Source organism: Mesobacillus sp. (genome assembly GCF_057785455.1).
Window position 1 is genome coordinate 128505 of sequence record NZ_JBYNSB010000030.1, and the last position, 16402, is coordinate 144906.

The following is a 16402-nucleotide window of genomic DNA, read 5'->3' on the forward strand; positions in this document are numbered from 1 at the left end:
TAGGCAAAAAAGTGGATTTTAGTAATAAAGCAGTAGAAAAGGACTATTTTCTGAATATTTCTAAGTTAATGGTTTGGGTTGAAAATGGCTTGGAAAAAGAATATTATGTATGGTAGGCATGAATGTTAAGATTTTGTGACATTTTTAAGACATTTTTTTGAACATTTTAGTGAATAATATCACAAACTTATTTCGTTCAATATGGCAGCAAATAGAGATGAGCCATTCGACCAAAAATATTTTAAAAAGGTGGAAGTGATCACTTTGAGAAAGCCAAAGATCGTAATTTTAGGAGCAGGATACGGGGGACTAATGACAGCTACCCGTTTGCAAAAAGCTGTTGGAGTAAACGAAGCAGACATCGTTTTAGTGAACAAGAACGATTACCATTATGAAACTACTTGGCTGCACGAGGCTTCAGCAGGAACGTTGCACCATGACAGAGTAAGATACGACATCCGTGATGTAATTGACCGTCACAAGGTTGAATTCATCCAGAGCACAGTTGAAGAAATTAAAATGGATGAAAAGCGCGTAATTCTTGAAAACGGAGATATCATCTATGATTATCTAGTCATTGCCCTGGGTGCTGAATCTGAAACTTTCGGTATTAAAGGCTTGAAGGAGTATGCTTTCTCTATCGTCAACGTGAATGCTGCCAGACAGATTCGTGAACATATTGAATATCAATTCGCAACATACAACACTGAAGCAGAGAAAAAAGACGAGCGCCTGACAATCGTTGTCGGCGGAGCCGGCTTCACAGGCATCGAGTTCCTTGGAGAATTGACAAACCGCGTGCCTGAGCTTTGCCGCGAATACGATGTTGATTTCCATAAGGTGAAAATCGTCTGTGTTGAAGCTGCACCTATGGTTCTTCCTGGCTTCGACCCTGAGCTTGTAAACTATGCAGTTGCCCAGCTCGAGAAAAAAGGCGTGGAATTCCGCATTGGTACAGCAATCAAAGAAGCGACTCCAGAAGGAATCGTTGTTGCTAAAGGTGAAGAAGAAGCAGAAGAAATTAAAGCTGGTACAGTCGTTTGGGCTGCTGGTGTACGCGGAAACTCTATCATCGAAAAATCTGGTATCGAAGCAATGCGCGGACGTGTAAAAGTTCAGCCGGACCTTCGTATTCCAGGGTCAGACAATGTCTTCATCGTTGGCGACTGCTCATTGATCATCAACGAAGAAATCAACCGTCCATACCCGCCAACTGCACAGATTGCAATGCAGCAAGGTGAAGTATGTGCAAGAAATCTGGCTGCGCTTGTACGTGGAAAAACAGAGCTGGAAACATTCACTCCAGATATCAAAGGAACTGTATGTTCACTTGGCGAAGACGACGCAATCGGCGTAGCATTCGGCAAGAAAATGGTCGGCACGAAAGCTTCTATCATGAAGAAAATCATCGACAACCGTTCACTTTACATGATCGGCGGACCATCACTAGTTCTTAAAAAAGGTAAATTCAACATTTTATAATGTTTTAATAATGAAGCAGGCTTCCTTTAGGGGAGGCCTGTTTTTTAGTATTAGGCTCTGTTAAAGTAGGCTGTTGATTTTTGTTCCAGGCTCATCGCTTTCCTCGGGGCGTTCGCTGAGCCTCCTCGCCGCTTCGCTCCTGCGCGGTCTCACCTGCCCGCTTCATCCCGAAGGAGTCTTCGCGTCTTCCTATACAATCAACAGGGTTTAAAAATCAACATTCGGCATTAACAGAGCCTTAGTATTAAAGGAGATCTGCATAAAAAACCTCCGGAGTTACGATTCTGCCAGTAGGGAGGGGAAAGCGCCATAAAGCTGTCCGAAACCAAGCGTCATTTGGACAGATATTGAGTCGAGCGACACAAAGCTGTCCGAAAGCGAGCCCTATTTGGATTCGGACAGAAATTAGAGGAAGCGAGTCAATCCTGTCCGAAAGCAAGCCCCATTCGGACAGAAATTGGAGGAAGCGAGTCAACCCTGTCTGAAAGCAACCCTCCTCTGGACAAAAAAAGCGATAGTCGCTCAAATCTGTCAGATACGCAACTTATTATCTTGTTGCAATTAAATGTATAGTGTCCTACGCTTAAAAGTGAGGGACTTTTTAGTATAGGTACATATTACATAGAAAACAGTTCTTATAAAAAATGTCTTTAGGCAGGTAAATAATATGAGTAAACGGGAAAATGTCTGGCTGGGGGTAGCTGGACTTGCCATTGATGAAACTGGCAGATGGCTTGTTGTGAAAAAACGCTACGGGGGCTTGAAGGGCAGCTGGTCACTCCCGGCGGGTTTTGTGGAAGAGGGGGAAACGGCTGATCAGGCTGTGATTAGAGAGGTGCTCGAAGAAACGGGAATTCAATGCAAAGTAGAAGGGCTGCTTGGATTGAGGACAGGGGTGATCCGTGAATCCATTAGTGATAATATGCTTGTTTTCCTGCTAAGCCCTTTGGAGAACCAGGAGATCATTGTCCAGGAAAGCGAATTGTATGAAGCGCAATTTATAGAAGCCGAGTCGCTGTTAAGGGACAAGGATAGCTCATTGCTTCTAAAGTTTTTGCTGGAACAGCCTGTACCTAGCTTTAAGGCTGGTATCGAGGGTTTAGACCCCGGCAAGCAATTTCATTACACGGCATATAAATTATTTTTATAATTTTCTGAAATTTAAAGAAAGTGACAGAAAAACGAAGAAAAAACATGATGTATCCGTTTTCAAGCTAGTTTTTTGCTCTTTTTTGGACCTTTTCAAAGTGATTGAATGTCTGATATATTATCAGAAAATTCAATTATAAAAGGAGAGACACAGATGATGAAAAATTACACTCAGGACACAAAGGAATGCCAATATTGCTCAGGTAAAGGATACTTCCAATTACTGCTTGGCGGTTCAGAAACATGTTCTTGCTGCAGTGGTTCAGGAAAATCAAAATAAATAATAGCATTGCATCTTGAACCTTCGCATAAAGCGGGGTTTTTTCTTTTGCCTGAACAGCTCACCATTTCATTGACTCAAAAAAGGACAAACAGTAAACTAGAAATGATGTGTATGGGGGGATTAAGATGCTGACAATTGTAACACTCATTATTTCGATGTTATTGTTTTTCGTCCTGTTTTTTGGAATAGGCTTTTTGTTGAATATGTTATTGAGAATGTCCTGGATCATGGCGGTCATCTATCCGTTGATCACCATCTTTATCATTGATCAGGTGAGGTTTATAGAATATTTTACAAATAGCGGGGAAGCCTTCAATGAACTTGGCCAGAAAATCACTGGCCTTGCAATGGCAGACATCCTGATTTTAAGCAGCGGAATGGCTGGAGCCCTGTTAGCTGGAGTCGTAATCAGGCTTTTGAGGAAAAAAGGATATCAGATGTTTTAAAAGTAGACCTTCAATTTTGAAGGTCTTTTTTTTTGTTTTATAGATAATTATAAAATGATTTTGTTGTGGATAACTATTGAGTTGTCTTAATCTAGCTTCAGCGCCTAGCCCCTCGAGACACTTCGGTCCTGACAATGAAGTCAAAGAACGACTTCACTGTCAGGCCCTCCAGTGCATTTCGGGGCAGAACGAGGCGCTTCCGCTTTTTGTTCTGCATAAAAAACTTCTCCAGGATAAAAACTAACGTAAAATCTTACTTTAAATGGAAGTGTAAATGGGTCTTATGGCACTTTTTTGCTCCTTTTGGAATATTTCTTGTCTCATTGGGAAATTAATAGATTTGGGAGGAGTGAAAAATTATATGAATATTTTAAAAATATGGGCCAAACGCTCAGCGATGGCGGTTTTATTTTTTGCTGCCATAACATCCACTTTTCAATCAGTATCAGGAGTAGAAGCTTCAACATTTGCTACATATATTTTTGACAGTGAAGGGACGCCTCAGGCGGAAACTACACAATATGACCATAAGAAAAAATCAATCGGACTGGCATTTAAATTTTTGAAAAAAGTGACAGATTTCAAGACGAAAATTTCTTCAAGTGAAAAAGTATCGGGTACCCCGCCATCACTTGAGGAAGCGCTGAACTGGTCACAGTATCCGAAAAAGACGATCATCGCCACTGGTTATACGGCAGGGATTGAATCGACCGGAAAGAACCCGGGACACCCGGAATATGGGATTACATACTCAGGTGTAAAAGTAAAACGTGATTTATATTCAACTGTAGCGGCGGATTTAAATGTTTTCCCGATCGGAACCGTCCTTTTCATACCTGGATACGGTTTCGGCGTCGTGGCTGACAAAGGCGGTGCGATCAAAGGGAATAAGGTAGATCTTTATTATGACACCGTGAAGGATGTATACGAGCAATGGGGAAAAAAGACGCTTGATGTATACATAATTGAAATGGGCGACGGCAAATTGACGGAAGCCGATCTTAAAGCCCTAAATGAAAATGAATCCATGCAGGTCTTCCGCCAGCAATATATTGGCGGCAAGAAATCTTAATATACCATAATCAAAAAAGGCAAATTCCCTAAGGAGTTTGCCTTTTTTAATATTGGCTCTGTTAAACAAGGCTGTTGATTTTCGTTCCAGGCGCTTCGCTTTCCGCGGGGCTGGCGCTGAGCCTCCTCGTCGCCTTGCTCCTGCGGGGTCTCACCTGTCCAGCTGCGCTCGCAGGACTCTGAAAAGCTTCCTCGAATGGACCCACGCACGATGGAAATGCGATAGCATTTTCGGAGGAGTCTACGCGCCTTCCACTACAATCAACAGGTTTAAAAATCAACAGCTTTAACTGAGTCTTAATATTAAGAATGAATCAAGCTGTATAATTTCTCCAGACCGTCCAGGAGCCTTGGTGACGGACGGCAATATAATTCTTCTTCAAGAATAAGGATTCTGTCCTTTTTCACAACGTCCAGCTCGCTCCAGCCGGGACGTCCTGTAATCAGTTCCTTCTTCACTTTCTGTCTCCTGACACCAACCCAGGCGATGCATATGTAATCGGGATTTCTCGATTTCACATCATCCCAGTCCGTCTGGACACTGGCCAGCTCGACGTCCCTGAACACATTCTCAGCTCCGGCAGCTTCAGAAATCTCAGTTAGCCAGTTAATTTTACCAGGTGTAAAAACAGGCTTTGGCCACCACTCCCAATACAGCTTCGGTTTATACGCCGCTTCGGCACCCCGCTGCCTGACTGCTTCAAGCCTTTGCCTAAAGCTCTGTGCCGCTTGAATTCCGCGATCTGGCATGTTCAAAGCTTGAGCTGTTAAAATCAAATCATTTTCAATGTCGAGAAGAGATTGAGGATTCAGGACGATGTAGGGAATTCCCCGGTCCTTAAGGCCTTCGATATTTTTTTCCATTCCCGGTACACTGAGGGAGGCCAGAACGAGATCAGGCTTTAATTCCTCGACAAGGTCCAAATTGATGGAAAGATCCGGTCCAAGCTTCGGGAGGTCTTTAATTGATTCGGGCCAGTCCGAAAAATCATCGACCCCGGCCAGAAGCTCAGTCAGGCCCAAAAACTCCATAACCTCAGTGTTGCTGGGGCATAGTGACACGACTTTCATTGTAAACACCTGCCATAAGATAAAAATTTTAAGATAGTGCTTTATTAACGGCTTCCATTGCATGGATATGTGTTGTATCAAATAAAGGAACAGCAGCATCCTCCTGCTTTACCAATAAACCAATTTCCGTACAGCCTAAAATGATACCTTCTGCACCATTTTTCACTAAAGATCTAATGACCTCTTTATAATACTCCCTGGATGAAGGCTTGGTTTCACCTAAACACAACTCTTCGAAAATAATTTTGTTTACCATGTCCCGATCAGCTTGTTCAGGTACTAAAACTTGAATTCCTTTGGCTTCGACCCTTGATTTGTAAAAGTCTTGCTCCATTGTATATCTGGTACCTAAAAGCCCAACTTTAGCCAGACTGGATTTCTTAATCTGATCCGCTGTCGCCTCAGCGATATGCAAAATCGGAATTGAGATCCGTGCCTGGATTGAATCGGCGACCTTATGCATCGTGTTGGTGCATATTATGATAAAATTGGCTCCGCCTTTTTCCAATGAAACTGCAGCATTGCCCAATAATTCGCCAGCCTTGTCCCATTCGCCATTTGTTTGGAACGCTTCGATTTCACTAAAGTCCACGCTATATAAGAGGCACCTGGCAGAATGCAGCCCGCCCAATCTGTTTTTTACCTCTTCATTGATGATTCGATAATACTCAGCGGAGGATTCCCAGCTCATTCCTCCGATTAGGCCGATTGTTTTCATAAAAAACCCTCCATTACCCTGTCTATAGTAAATAATGAAGCAGCAGGGTCAATAAAATGCCGCTAAGACCGCCAAAGAACACTTCAATTGGTTTGTGGCCCAACAGCTCCTTTAGCTCCTTCTGCTTTTCTTTTTCCGGCTTATCCTGCCAGCCCTTTGCCTCTTGTGCAAATCTGCCAAAATCCGCAACCAGCTGGTTCAAAACGATTGCCTGCTCGCCTGCCTGGCGGCGCACTCCGGAGGCATCGAACATCGTAATGATCGCAAATACGGCTGAAACAGCGAAAACGGCTGAATCCATGCCTGTTTCCAGTGCGACCCCGGTTGATAATGCAGTTACAGCTGCAGAGTGGGAACTCGGCATTCCGCCCGTGCTTGTCAGCAGCGACCAGTCCAGCTTCCTTGAAGCGATATATTGGATCGGGACTTTAATGAACTGCGCGAAAAAAATCGCCGCCAGTGAAGCCCACAAAGGAAAGTTTGTTAATAACTCCATGCCTGTTCCCCCTATTATGTAGTTTATAGAATAAGTGCCTTTATTAAGTAATACCCAACATAGATTGAATCATTACTATATTCTAGCTTGATTTTGTTAAGATAATGCTAACCGCTGTTTATTGGGGTGATGGTGTTGACTGGCTATCCAGATGAATATTACGAGTTCTTTATTAAATTCAACGAAGGGGACTACTATACCTGCCACGATTTGCTTGAAGATATGTGGATGACGGACAAGGGAAACCTCTTTTTTAAAGGCCTGCTGCAAATGAGTGTGGCGATTTACCATTATAGCTATGGAAATGTAAAAGGGGCGCGGCTGATGATGAAAGCCGCCCATGATTACCTGCAAGCCTACCGTCCTGTTCACTGGGGCCTCGATTTGGAAAAAGTATATCCGTTCATCGAAGAATGCCTGGGCATCTTTCCGCAGGATATTGATCGTGTTCCATATGAGAAGGTAGCTGAGCTGCCGGAGCTCCCGGTGTTATTTTTATATATGGAGGACGATTGATAGTAAGGCAAATAAAAAATAAAAATTAGAGAGTCGAAATAGATTCTGATATTCGCTATAATGAATCTATAAATAATCACGGAGGTGAAGGAGTTTGTTTAAAGTAACAAATGAATTTAATTTGTCCATCAGCCATGACTGCCTTGTGATTGGCTTATTTAACAAGCCATCAGGATTGGAAGGTGCCGTTGCAGAGGCGGACGGGCTTTTTGAAGGCCAGTTAACTGAGCTGATCAAAAGCGGTGATATTTCAACAAAGAAAAAATCAGTTTCAAAAATACATACTTTCGGCAAGACAGGTGCGAAGAAATTATATTTTGTCGGTCTTGGCCATGAAAAAGAATATAATTTCGAATTAGTAAGGGATGCTTTTGGCCGCCTATTCAAGACTTCCAAATCGGAAAAATGGACAGAAGCAGCAGTCCTGCTTGATACTTTTACCACTGAAGAAGTGGAGTTCAATGATGCGGCCCACGCATTGGGCGAAGCATTAGCCATGGCTACCTATCAATTTGAAGGCTATAAGCAAAAATCAAACGAGCCTGAAAAGCGTCTGGAAAGCATCACTGTCTACAGCACACACGAGGAGAGCGAAGTCGAAGCAGCTCTTGAAGTTGGATATGTATTTGGGAAGGCAACGAACTCTGCGCGTACACTTGTGAATACTCCGGGCAACCTGCTGACGGCAACGGATATGGCTGAATATGCATTGAAGCTTGCGGAGAAATATGAATTCGAAGCTGAAATCCTGGAAAAAGAAGAAATGGAAAAGCTCGGCATGGGTGCCCTGTTAGCGGTAAATCAGGGATCAGCTCAGCCGCCGAAAATGATTGTCCTGAAATACCAGGGCAAGGAAGAGTGGAATGATGTCATCGGACTTGTCGGCAAGGGTATCACGTTTGATACTGGAGGATACTCCATCAAAACGAAATCCGGTATTGTCGGCATGAAATCCGATATGGGCGGCGCAGCAGCGGTTCTTGGGGCAATGGAAATCATCGGTGAAACAAAGCCTGAGCAGAACGTCGTGGCTGTCATCCCATCAACAGACAATATGATCAGCGGCACGGCATTCAAGCCGGATGACGTAATCACATCGATGAGCGGAAAAACAATCGAAGTCCTGAATACAGATGCAGAAGGCCGTCTTGTTCTTGCAGATGCGATGACATACGCCAAGCATCACGGCGCGAACTATCTGGTAGACATCGCCACACTGACAGGCGGAGTCATCACAGCGCTTGGCCTTCACACTTCAGGGGCTCTTACAAATAATGAAGCATTGTTCGAACAAGTACTGGAAGCCTCCTATGAAGCTGGTGAACCAATCTGGCGCCTGCCATTGTTCGAGCGTGACATCGAGCGGGTAAGAGGCAGCAAAATCGCTGACCTTAACAACTCGCCTGGAGCAGAAGGCCACGCAATCATGGGCGGAGCGTTTGTCGGGGAATTTGCTGAAGGAACTCCTTGGGTGCATCTTGATATTGCCGGAACAGCTACAACAGGCAAGGATCACGATCTCGGCCCAGCAGGTGCAACTGGCGTCATGGCCCGCACCCTTGCATTGCTAGTTGAAAGATTTGAACCAATTAAATAATATACGGATTACTGGCCCCATAGCTGATGCTTTGGGGTTTTTGATTTATGGCAGATGGAGTTCAAACTTGGATGACCAGTTAAAAAGTGTCCTATAAGTCATGAAATCCAAGTTACCAGTAATAAAATTCAACTTACCAGTAATAAAACCCAGGTTACCAGTAATAAATCTCAAGTTACCAGTAATAAATCCACAGTTACCAGTAATAAACCAAATTAATCTAGTAAAATATCCAATCCATCCTATAAAAAGCAAAGCAGCCAATCCAATATGCCTCGGTTTCAGCTTTATAAAAACCAAAATTTGTACGAAGCATCTAATAAAATCTCTTCTTTCAGAAAAAATTAGTAAAAAAAACCTCAACTTAAGCGATTGACATCCACAACGACTCTATGATATTTTTATACATGTCATTTTAATTCTCTACCAATTTACCATACTAAAGGATTTTTCGAATCACCACTGAAAGGGGAACCCATCATGAATGCAGTTGTTGTGGCTGTCCTGGCGATGCTTGTGCTGAGCTTGCTTCGTGTCAATGTTGTACTGGCATTGATTGCTGGAGCACTGATCGGCGGCTTGACTGGCGGCTTAAGTATAGATAAGACGATTGAAGTATTTTCAGGCGGACTTGGAGGAAGTGCTGAAGTTGCATTGAGCTATGCGCTATTAGGCGGATTTGCGGTTGCTATCTCTAAGACTGGCCTGCCTAATTTGCTGGTTGACTGGATTATTGGCCTGATAAGCAAAAAAGGTGAGTCAGCAGCCAAAACCTATTCAAAAGCTATTATTATTCTATTGATTTTGATGATGTCTATTTTTTCACAGAACCTTATTCCGATTCACATTGCGTTTATACCAATTTTGATTCCGCCATTGTTGATCATCTTCAACAAGCTCAACATTGATCGGCGCTTGATTGCTTCGGTGATCACTTTTGGCCTTACAGCACCATATATTTTGCTGCCTGTAGGCTTCGGGAAAATCTTCCACGAAATCCTGGCTACGAACATGGCGGACGGCGGTTTGAAGGTAGACATGTCAGATATCCCAACCGCTATGATGCTGCCAGTTGCCGGAATGGTCATCGGCTTGGCAATTGCGATTTTCGTTTATCGTAAACCGAGAAACTATCAGGACTTGCAAATCGTTGAAGCTGAGAAAAATGAATACTCTAAAAAAGGAATCATTTTTTCCTTCTTCGCAATTATTGCAGCGTTAGCGGCTCAAATCATTTTCGATTCGATGATTATTGGAGCGCTGGCAGGGATTCTTGTCGTTTATGCGAGCGGAGCAATCAAATGGCGCGAGGCGGATGACCTGTTGACAAACGGCATGAAGATGATGGCATTCATCGGCTTTGTCATGCTGGCTGCATTTGGTTTTGCGGATGTGCTAAAAGAAACAGGGGATGTTGATCAGCTTGTTAAACAATCTGCTGATCTAATCGGCAATAATAAAGGGCTTGGCGCGATGATGATGCTGATTGTCGGCTTGCTGGTTACAATGGGAATCGGTTCTTCATTTTCAACGATTCCAATCATCGCAACGATTTTCGTTCCGCTTAGCCTTCAGCTGGGCTTCAGCCCGATGGCAACCATCGCGATTGTTGGTACCGCTGCTGCACTAGGCGATGCCGGTTCACCAGCGTCTGACAGTACACTCGGACCTACAGCCGGCCTTAATGCAGACGGTCAGCACAATCACATATGGGATACCGTTGTGCCGACATTCATCCACTACAATATTCCATTGATCATTTTCGGCTGGATTGCCGCAATGATTTTATAGAAATACATGATGAGCCGTCCTGTAATCAGGGCGGCTTTCATTCATTTTACAAATGGATGCTAAATCGATAGGATAAAAAGAAAGCCTATATGAGGTGAAATATATGTATTTCGGTAAACCGCGAAAAACAGGCCCGACAGACAGGGTGCCGCCAAATCAAAATGTGACAACAGCTTTTCCGGTGCTCCATTACGGAAATGTTCCTGCTTATCGAAACCTTGATGACTGGAGCCTGAGGATTTTTGGACTGGCCGAAAAGGAAGTAATACTAACATTTGCAGAATTAATGGAGCTGCCGCAGCAAAAATTTGATAACGATATCCATTGTGTGACTGGCTGGTCCAAGCTTGATAATGTCTGGGAAGGCATTCCTGCGAGGGAGCTTGCGAATTTGGCAAAACCGAAGGAGGAAGCGAGATATGTGATTCTTCATGCGGAGGAAGGGTGGACAGCCAACCTGCCGATCGATGACTTCCTCAAGGAGACAAGCTTGCTTGCCCATTCACATAACGGTGAATTCCTCACACCGGAGCATGGTTATCCATTAAGGGCAGTTATTCCTCATCTATATTTCTGGAAGAGTGCGAAATGGATCCGCGGGATTGAATTTTCAGCTGAGGATAAGCCTGGTTTTTGGGAGAAAAACGGCTACCATATGTACGGCGACCCTTGGAAGGAACAGCGCCTCTCCTGGGATTAGGCCCTTTTCTTATAAAACTGCCATGCGCATGGACAAACGCCCACTCAACAGCCCTCATTTTTGCATATGAAGTAATATAGGCAATAAAAGAGGGAGGTAGCTAAATGTATAATAGAAGAAGACCATATTATGGCGGAAGACGCCCATTCTTCTTTGGAGGACCATTTTTAGGAGGAGTAGTTGGCGGCCTGCTGGGAAGCGCACTATTATATCCGGGCGGATATTACCCGCCATATGGTGGAGGATACTATCCGCCATATGGATCCTATGGATACTATCCATATTAATGACAAATAAAAAAGTTGAGCCGCCGTTCTAGCAATGGCGGCTATTCTTATGTTTTTTTCCGGTATTACTCCCACCTAAGCTGCAATATGATATGGCAGCATTCTTTTTCCCCGACAAAGTCCTGGAAATTCAGCGTGATGCCGTCTGGATTATAGGTTATTTTAGGAGATTTCTTGATTCCTGTTGAGTTAATGAGCTTTTCCACCTCTGCCTGTTTCGATTCCTGGGCCGCCGACATTAAATCCTTCGAGAAAGCATCGGATGTCTCGATCTTTTTCATAACAATGTTGACATCACTCATCAAGGTGATCGCCTTGGTGGCTGATTGCTTGAAAAGTTTTGTGTTCACTTCAGGATATTGGCGTAAAGGCTGAGAGCGGTCCACGGAACTGAGGGGATTTTGGCGGCAAAATATATAATGCATGGTATTTTATTCCCCCTTTCGATTAATGTAGATTAAATTAGGGCTGATGAACATTATCTCCTTCAATTTATGAAATGACAGCAAGGCATATGATGTTGATGAAAAACTAAATGGGGTTCAAGTTAGAAAAAGAAGGGAATGTATGAAGGACATAGAACTGTAATACATATATACTTCAAGGGATATTTGGAGGGGAAGGGGGAAGCCTAATGGACTTGGACCTGGTAATCAGTATTATTGAAGAGAACGGTTACCTGGGTTTATATTTATGGCTTTGGTTCGGAATTTTTGTCATCCCTGTGCCTAATGAAGTCTTACTGATGAGTATCGGACTTGCTTCGTCAATGGGTTCGCTTCATCCAATCCTTGCCTTCCTCGTTTCTTACCTGGGGATATCGACGTCCTTTACCACGAGTTATCTTCTGGGAAGGCTGATCGGCAGACGGCTTCTGCGCTTCCTGGAAAAAAGAAAACGGTTTGCCAGCTCAATTGAATCCTCAATGAAACTAATGGAAAAATACCATGCTTTTTCCTTGTCGCTCAGTTGCTTTTTGCCGGGTGCGAGGAATCTGGTACCCTTCCTATACGGCATGAGCCGCCTTCCATTTAAAACTTTTGCGATATTCGCGTATACCGGGGCGTTCATTTGGGTTTTGATCGTCTTTGTTTTAGGATATTTATTTGGAGATAAGATGGATGCCATTATAAAATATAATAGTGAAGCGCTGCTTGTTGGAGGGGGAGTTGCGGCTGTCATAGTGCTGACAGTCTTCCTGCGCAAAAGAAAAATCAAGCATGCTTTGGGTTCTGAGGGTGCAATTTATCAGGAGAGGCAGTCTAAATAACCGCCTCTCCCATTGATTCAGTTGGTTCTAAAATTCATTGCGGTGCTCGACCAAATCAATAGCACCAAGGACAATATGGGCCAATCCAAATCCAAATACAGTATTCGAAATCATACGGTCGATTTTACGATTTTGCTGCATTGCAATACCTGCAGCGGTGACTGCAGTCCCCAAAACTGTTGGAATCATGCCTTCGCGAATACGGTTCAATGGATTCACCTCTTCAATTATGATACGTCCCTGAGGGACAACTTTAGTGTCCCCAGCTTCCAATGTAATCAGTATGCCAATTCTAAGGAGGAAAATGAGATGGAACTAAATAATACATTGCTTGGTTCGTTAGGAATTGAAATCACCGAGCTGCAGAAAGGAAAGGTCGTGGCTACCATGCCTGTAGATGACAGGACAAGACAGCCTTTCGGATTGCTGCATGGAGGGGCCTCGGTAGCACTTGCAGAGACAGTCGCGAGCGTCGGTGCATTTGAACTGATCGACAAGGAAAACCAGGCTGCAGTAGGCCTTGAAATTAACGCAAACCATATTCGCGGGAAAAGAGATGGAGTCGTCACCGCTGTAGGAACCGTTATCCATCAAGGGAAAACCACAATGGTCTGGGAAATTAAAATAACGGACGAAGAAGATAATCTGATCTGTATCTCAAGATGCACAATCGCGGTTATAAAACTGAAGAAATGATCGATGAGGATGCTGCTACCTCTAATGGGAGTCCTCATTACCTTTCGAAAGGGAAAAATCTGATTGAAATGTAATGAGCAATGGCTCTCGGTACAGTTCGAGAGCCAAAAATCCAATTGAACTGCAATGAGCCGGGCTCTCAATGCAGTTCGACAGCTCCAACTCCGATCGAACTGCAATGAGCCGGACTCCCAGCTAAAAATCAATAAAATTACTCTCTCCTCAACAAAAATAAAAAAATCAATCAAAAAAAATCAGCCAAAACAAAACCCCAAGCTGATTCTTCCCTTATAGACCCTCAATCTCAACAATCTTTCGAAGCTTATCATTATGGTATCCTGCTGGAGCCCACTGCAGGAGTTTATTGCGAGCGGAGCACAGAAACGGAAAGTTTAGCTCTGACGCTATGCCGTAGACTTTCATTTCGCTTTCAATCATTTCTGTTCGTTCTTGTCTATGCTGATCATAGCTTGCAAAGGCTTTTTCGATCGAATCCTCAATCATGATCCACTTGGTAAGAAACACAGCATCTTCGACCGCACGGGAAGCTCCCTGGCCGATACTTGGCAAGGAAAGGTGGGCAGAATCGCCGAGGAACAGGATTTTGCCGTAATGGGAGCGATCCAATTTCAACTCATATAGTTCATCAAAAATAATGTTTTCAGGAGAAGTGTTTTCAAGTATTTGCTGGATGGGATCGTGATAATAGAAAAAGTTGAACAATATATCAATTGGCGACCAGGATTCCAATTCCCTTTTTTCATGAGTCGATTTTATTAAAGCGTACCAATATAGGTGGTTTCCGGGTACCGGGGCAATGCCAAACCGGCCGCGGGAGCCCCATGTTTCTGAAAATGGTACATCTCTGGAAAAGGTGAAATCAGTTATGCCTCTCCAGCAAACCGTGCCTGTAAAAGAACTCTTCCGTTCCGGGATCAATTTTTTGCGAATTATTGAACCTGCTCCATCGCAAGCGATTAGATAATCAGCAGATTCCTGGGTTCCATCGCTGAAATGGAGGGTGATCATATCTTGTTCCTCATTGCAGTCCTCTAATCTTTTATTAAAGTGGATTGTACCAGGAGCAATTGCAGCAAGCAGATTCCTTGTAAGGGCCGATCGCTGTACAAATAGGTAGTTAGGGATGCGTGAAGGGGAGCGATAATCAAATTCGGCAATGATTTCTCCGGAATCGGACTTTAGCAGACACGTGTCAGTTGCAATACCATGTTTAAGGATCTGTTTTCCTAATCCCATAATAAATAAGGCACGTATGGCATTACCGGTTAACACCATGCCTGTTTCCGGTTCAGCTATTTCGTTCCTCATCTCATAGAGGCTGGCAGAGATTCCTTGTTTCTGCAATGCAAGTGCTGTACATAACCCGCTGATTCCGCCGCCGATGATGGCTATCCTTGGATTGGTCATAACAATCCTTCCTTTCAAAATGGCAATCCTGACACGAATCTTGACAAAGCAACTGGAAGGCAAGGGAAACTGAATATGATTCTACCCTTACTATACTGCACACTGAAAATGATAGAAATGGATAAAACTTGAACATTCTGTAAATAGTCTGTTACAAAAAAAATAAGCCGCCAGGATAACTTCTGGCGGCTTGTTTGTGTTCGATTAAAATTGCCATGTAAAATAGGCTGTTAATTTCCGTCCCAGGCACATCGGTTTCCGTTGAAGAATTAGCGAATTCTTCTATTTTGACTGATTCTTCTTTTGCATGGATTTCCTGGCTTTTGCGAGGTCATCCTGCACCGTTTTATCAGATAGTTTAATACCTGAATTATACGCAGCTCGGCTGATTAAGTGTCCTGCAACTGGAGAAGTAAGGAAGATAAAGGCGATTCCGAGCAATAATCTTGAATTGAAGTGATCCTTGATAAGCCAGAAATATATAAAGGTCCCTAACAGCAGAAGCATGACGCCCATCGTAGCGCTTTTGGATGCTGCATGGTTCCTTGTGTACACATCGGGCAGCCTGATCAGTCCGAACGCAGTTACCAGGCTCAGAAAAGCCCCGATCAGAATAAACAGCCCTGCTAAAAACTTAGCTATTTCCATCTCTGTCATATTCCATGATCACTCCCTTCTCAAGATATTTTGAAAAGGCGACAGTCCCGATAAAGGCCAGGATGCCGATCAGCAGGATGATGTCCAAAAAGGCACTCGTATCCAGCAGTACCGATACAAGGGCAACGACTGAGACAAGGCTGATGCCGATGGCGTCAAGGGCAACGACACGGTCTGCGACGGTTGGCCCCTTGATCACCCGATATATAAGGCCTATCATCGCAAGCGAGATAAAGGTGACCGAAATCCAAATTACTGTTTCGAACATTATCTGCTCACCTCCATGATCGCTTTTTCGAACGTATTTTTAATACCCTGTACTGATTCTTCCGCATCATCAATATCCATTGCATGCACGTACAGGATCTTATTGTCTTCCGAAATATCAACAACGAGTGTACCTGGCGTCAAGGTAATCAAATTGGCAAGCGTGGTGATTTCCCAATCCTGCTTCAGTTCAGTAGGATAGGCGAAAATTCCAGGTTTGATATCCAGCTTAGGCCTTAAGATGACCTTGAGTACAGAGATATTGGACAGAATCAATTCCCTTGTAAAAATATAAATCAGGTTCAAAACCGCTGCTACTCTTAAAAGATAGAAGCGGGAGTTGAAAAAGCGGCGGAACAAATAGATGATGAGCAGGCCGAAGAAATATCCGACAAAAAAGGATGCCGGAGAGTAGGATGTCTTTAGGAACATCCAGACAAATGCCAGAATGAAATTCAGCAGAATTTGAAAAGCCAT

At 43.6% G+C, this 16402-nt stretch carries 21 protein-coding genes; 12 read left to right on the top strand and 9 right to left on the bottom strand.

The window, feature by feature from the left end; translation table 11 throughout:
- Nucleotides 1–264: 264 nt before the first annotated feature.
- From AC3EBE_RS11855 to AC3EBE_RS11875, 5 genes are all read left to right on the top strand, one after another.
- On the top strand, nt 265–1482 hold the full coding sequence (locus tag AC3EBE_RS11855) for an NAD(P)/FAD-dependent oxidoreductase (RefSeq protein WP_488595234.1): 1218 nt from the start codon (nt 265–267) through the stop codon (nt 1480–1482).
- Between the two features lie 667 nt (nt 1483–2149).
- Entirely contained in the window at nt 2150–2632 is a 483-nt protein-coding gene (locus tag AC3EBE_RS11860; RefSeq protein ID WP_488595235.1) for an NUDIX domain-containing protein, read from the top strand.
- A 156-nt stretch (nt 2633–2788) separates the two neighbouring features.
- Complete coding sequence (locus AC3EBE_RS11865) at nt 2789–2911, top strand: YuiA family protein (RefSeq protein ID WP_488595270.1); 123 nt, start codon at nt 2789–2791, stop codon at nt 2909–2911.
- Nucleotides 2912–3039: 128 nt separating this feature from the next.
- Entirely contained in the window at nt 3040–3360 is a 321-nt protein-coding gene (locus AC3EBE_RS11870) for a YuiB family protein (protein WP_488595236.1), read from the top strand.
- Between the two features lie 361 nt (nt 3361–3721).
- Nucleotides 3722–4432, top strand: a complete 711-nt coding sequence (locus AC3EBE_RS11875) for a 3D domain-containing protein (protein ID WP_488595237.1) — start codon at nt 3722–3724, stop codon at nt 4430–4432.
- A 302-nt stretch (nt 4433–4734) separates the two neighbouring features.
- On the opposite strand, the gene AC3EBE_RS11880 is transcribed toward AC3EBE_RS11875, so the two are convergent.
- Genes AC3EBE_RS11880 through AC3EBE_RS11890 form a run of 3 tightly spaced genes read right to left on the bottom strand, consistent with a single transcriptional unit; the run spans nt 4735 to nt 6716 of the window.
- Nucleotides 4735–5502: a cobalamin-binding protein gene (locus AC3EBE_RS11880; protein ID WP_488595238.1), complete on the bottom strand. Its 768-nt coding sequence runs from the start codon at nt 5500–5502 to the stop codon at nt 4735–4737.
- A 28-nt stretch (nt 5503–5530) separates the two neighbouring features.
- Nucleotides 5531–6220, bottom strand: a complete 690-nt coding sequence (locus AC3EBE_RS11885) for an aspartate/glutamate racemase family protein (RefSeq protein ID WP_488595239.1) — start codon at nt 6218–6220, stop codon at nt 5531–5533.
- Between the two features lie 22 nt (nt 6221–6242).
- A complete protein-coding gene (locus AC3EBE_RS11890; RefSeq protein WP_488595240.1) occupies nt 6243–6716 on the bottom strand; it encodes a divergent PAP2 family protein in 474 nt (157 codons plus the stop codon).
- A 135-nt stretch (nt 6717–6851) separates the two neighbouring features.
- Here AC3EBE_RS11890 and AC3EBE_RS11895 point away from each other — a divergent pair, with 135 nt between their 5' ends.
- The 5 genes from AC3EBE_RS11895 to AC3EBE_RS11915 all read left to right on the top strand — a co-directional run bounded on the left by AC3EBE_RS11895 (nt 6852) and on the right by AC3EBE_RS11915 (nt 11607).
- On the top strand, nt 6852–7232 hold the full coding sequence (locus AC3EBE_RS11895; protein WP_488595241.1) for a DUF309 domain-containing protein: 381 nt from the start codon (nt 6852–6854) through the stop codon (nt 7230–7232).
- Between the two features lie 94 nt (nt 7233–7326).
- Nucleotides 7327–8829 carry a leucyl aminopeptidase gene (locus AC3EBE_RS11900; protein ID WP_488595242.1) on the top strand — a complete coding sequence of 501 codons (1503 nt, stop codon included), beginning with the start codon at nt 7327–7329 and terminating at the stop codon, nt 8827–8829.
- A gap of 480 nt (nt 8830–9309) precedes the next feature.
- The gene (locus tag AC3EBE_RS11905; protein ID WP_488595243.1) at nt 9310–10620 is read left to right on the top strand and encodes a Na+/H+ antiporter family protein; all 1311 of its coding nucleotides are present in this window, start codon (nt 9310–9312) and stop codon (nt 10618–10620) included.
- A 103-nt stretch (nt 10621–10723) separates the two neighbouring features.
- On the top strand, nt 10724–11320 hold the full coding sequence (locus AC3EBE_RS11910) for a sulfite oxidase-like oxidoreductase (RefSeq protein WP_488595244.1): 597 nt from the start codon (nt 10724–10726) through the stop codon (nt 11318–11320).
- A gap of 104 nt (nt 11321–11424) precedes the next feature.
- Nucleotides 11425–11607 (top strand): hypothetical protein, encoded by a 183-nt coding sequence (locus AC3EBE_RS11915; protein WP_488595245.1) that lies wholly within the window; start codon nt 11425–11427, stop codon nt 11605–11607.
- 65 nt (nt 11608–11672) lie between these two features.
- Here the strand turns inward: AC3EBE_RS11915 and AC3EBE_RS11920 are convergent, their stop codons facing one another.
- Nucleotides 11673–12032, bottom strand: a complete 360-nt coding sequence (locus tag AC3EBE_RS11920; RefSeq protein ID WP_488595246.1) for a YuzC family spore coat inner layer protein — start codon at nt 12030–12032, stop codon at nt 11673–11675.
- Nucleotides 12033–12241: 209 nt separating this feature from the next.
- On the opposite strand from AC3EBE_RS11920, the gene AC3EBE_RS11925 reads away from it, so the two are divergent.
- Complete coding sequence (locus AC3EBE_RS11925; protein WP_488595247.1) at nt 12242–12877, top strand: DedA family protein; 636 nt, start codon at nt 12242–12244, stop codon at nt 12875–12877.
- 27 nt (nt 12878–12904) lie between these two features.
- Here the strand turns inward: AC3EBE_RS11925 and AC3EBE_RS11930 are convergent, their stop codons facing one another.
- Nucleotides 12905–13066, bottom strand: coding sequence for an asparagine synthase (locus AC3EBE_RS11930; RefSeq protein WP_488595271.1), 162 nt, complete (start codon nt 13064–13066; stop codon nt 12905–12907).
- Nucleotides 13067–13186: 120 nt separating this feature from the next.
- Between AC3EBE_RS11930 and AC3EBE_RS11935 the strand changes: the two genes are divergently transcribed.
- Nucleotides 13187–13573 (top strand): hotdog fold thioesterase, encoded by a 387-nt coding sequence (locus tag AC3EBE_RS11935; protein ID WP_488595248.1) that lies wholly within the window; start codon nt 13187–13189, stop codon nt 13571–13573.
- A gap of 288 nt (nt 13574–13861) precedes the next feature.
- Here AC3EBE_RS11935 and AC3EBE_RS11940 read toward each other — a convergent pair whose 3' ends face one another.
- From AC3EBE_RS11940 to AC3EBE_RS11955, 4 genes are all read right to left on the bottom strand, one after another.
- Nucleotides 13862–15001: an FAD-dependent oxidoreductase gene (locus AC3EBE_RS11940; protein WP_488595249.1), complete on the bottom strand. Its 1140-nt coding sequence runs from the start codon at nt 14999–15001 to the stop codon at nt 13862–13864.
- 282 nt (nt 15002–15283) lie between these two features.
- Nucleotides 15284–15658: a monovalent cation/H(+) antiporter subunit G gene (gene mnhG / locus AC3EBE_RS11945; protein WP_488595250.1), complete on the bottom strand. Its 375-nt coding sequence runs from the start codon at nt 15656–15658 to the stop codon at nt 15284–15286.
- Nucleotides 15636–15926 (bottom strand): Na(+)/H(+) antiporter subunit F1, encoded by a 291-nt coding sequence (locus AC3EBE_RS11950; protein WP_488595251.1) that lies wholly within the window; start codon nt 15924–15926, stop codon nt 15636–15638. The genes mnhG and AC3EBE_RS11950 overlap by 23 nt, the downstream gene beginning before the upstream one ends.
- Nucleotides 15926–16402 (bottom strand): Na+/H+ antiporter subunit E, encoded by a 477-nt coding sequence (locus AC3EBE_RS11955; protein ID WP_488595252.1) that lies wholly within the window; start codon nt 16400–16402, stop codon nt 15926–15928. Before AC3EBE_RS11955 ends, AC3EBE_RS11950 begins: the two co-directional genes overlap by 1 nt.

Excerpts from the sequence above, each read along its gene's own strand:
- AC3EBE_RS11860 (WP_488595235.1), top strand. The coding sequence starts at position 2,150 with ATGAGTAAACGGGAAAATGTCTGGCTGGGGGTAGCTGGACTTGCCATT.
- AC3EBE_RS11865 (WP_488595270.1), top strand. The coding sequence starts at position 2,789 with ATGAAAAATTACACTCAGGACACAAAGGAATGCCAATATTGCTCAGGT.
- AC3EBE_RS11870 (WP_488595236.1), top strand. The coding sequence starts at position 3,040 with ATGCTGACAATTGTAACACTCATTATTTCGATGTTATTGTTTTTCGTC.
- AC3EBE_RS11875 (WP_488595237.1), top strand. The coding sequence starts at position 3,722 with ATGAATATTTTAAAAATATGGGCCAAACGCTCAGCGATGGCGGTTTTA.
- AC3EBE_RS11880 (WP_488595238.1), bottom strand. The coding sequence starts at position 5,502 with ATGAAAGTCGTGTCACTATGCCCCAGCAACACTGAGGTTATGGAGTTT.
- AC3EBE_RS11885 (WP_488595239.1), bottom strand. The coding sequence starts at position 6,220 with ATGAAAACAATCGGCCTAATCGGAGGAATGAGCTGGGAATCCTCCGCT.
- AC3EBE_RS11890 (WP_488595240.1), bottom strand. The coding sequence starts at position 6,716 with ATGGAGTTATTAACAAACTTTCCTTTGTGGGCTTCACTGGCGGCGATT.
- AC3EBE_RS11905 (WP_488595243.1), top strand. The coding sequence starts at position 9,310 with ATGAATGCAGTTGTTGTGGCTGTCCTGGCGATGCTTGTGCTGAGCTTG.
- AC3EBE_RS11910 (WP_488595244.1), top strand. The coding sequence starts at position 10,724 with ATGTATTTCGGTAAACCGCGAAAAACAGGCCCGACAGACAGGGTGCCG.
- AC3EBE_RS11915 (WP_488595245.1), top strand. The coding sequence starts at position 11,425 with ATGTATAATAGAAGAAGACCATATTATGGCGGAAGACGCCCATTCTTC.
- AC3EBE_RS11920 (WP_488595246.1), bottom strand. The coding sequence starts at position 12,032 with ATGCATTATATATTTTGCCGCCAAAATCCCCTCAGTTCCGTGGACCGC.
- AC3EBE_RS11925 (WP_488595247.1), top strand. The coding sequence starts at position 12,242 with ATGGACTTGGACCTGGTAATCAGTATTATTGAAGAGAACGGTTACCTG.
- AC3EBE_RS11930 (WP_488595271.1), bottom strand. The coding sequence starts at position 13,066 with ATGATTCCAACAGTTTTGGGGACTGCAGTCACCGCTGCAGGTATTGCA.
- AC3EBE_RS11935 (WP_488595248.1), top strand. The coding sequence starts at position 13,187 with ATGGAACTAAATAATACATTGCTTGGTTCGTTAGGAATTGAAATCACC.
- AC3EBE_RS11940 (WP_488595249.1), bottom strand. The coding sequence starts at position 15,001 with ATGACCAATCCAAGGATAGCCATCATCGGCGGCGGAATCAGCGGGTTA.
- mnhG (WP_488595250.1), bottom strand. The coding sequence starts at position 15,658 with ATGACAGAGATGGAAATAGCTAAGTTTTTAGCAGGGCTGTTTATTCTG.
- AC3EBE_RS11950 (WP_488595251.1), bottom strand. The coding sequence starts at position 15,926 with ATGTTCGAAACAGTAATTTGGATTTCGGTCACCTTTATCTCGCTTGCG.
- AC3EBE_RS11955 (WP_488595252.1), bottom strand. The coding sequence starts at position 16,402 with ATGGCTTTTCAAATTCTGCTGAATTTCATTCTGGCATTTGTCTGGATG.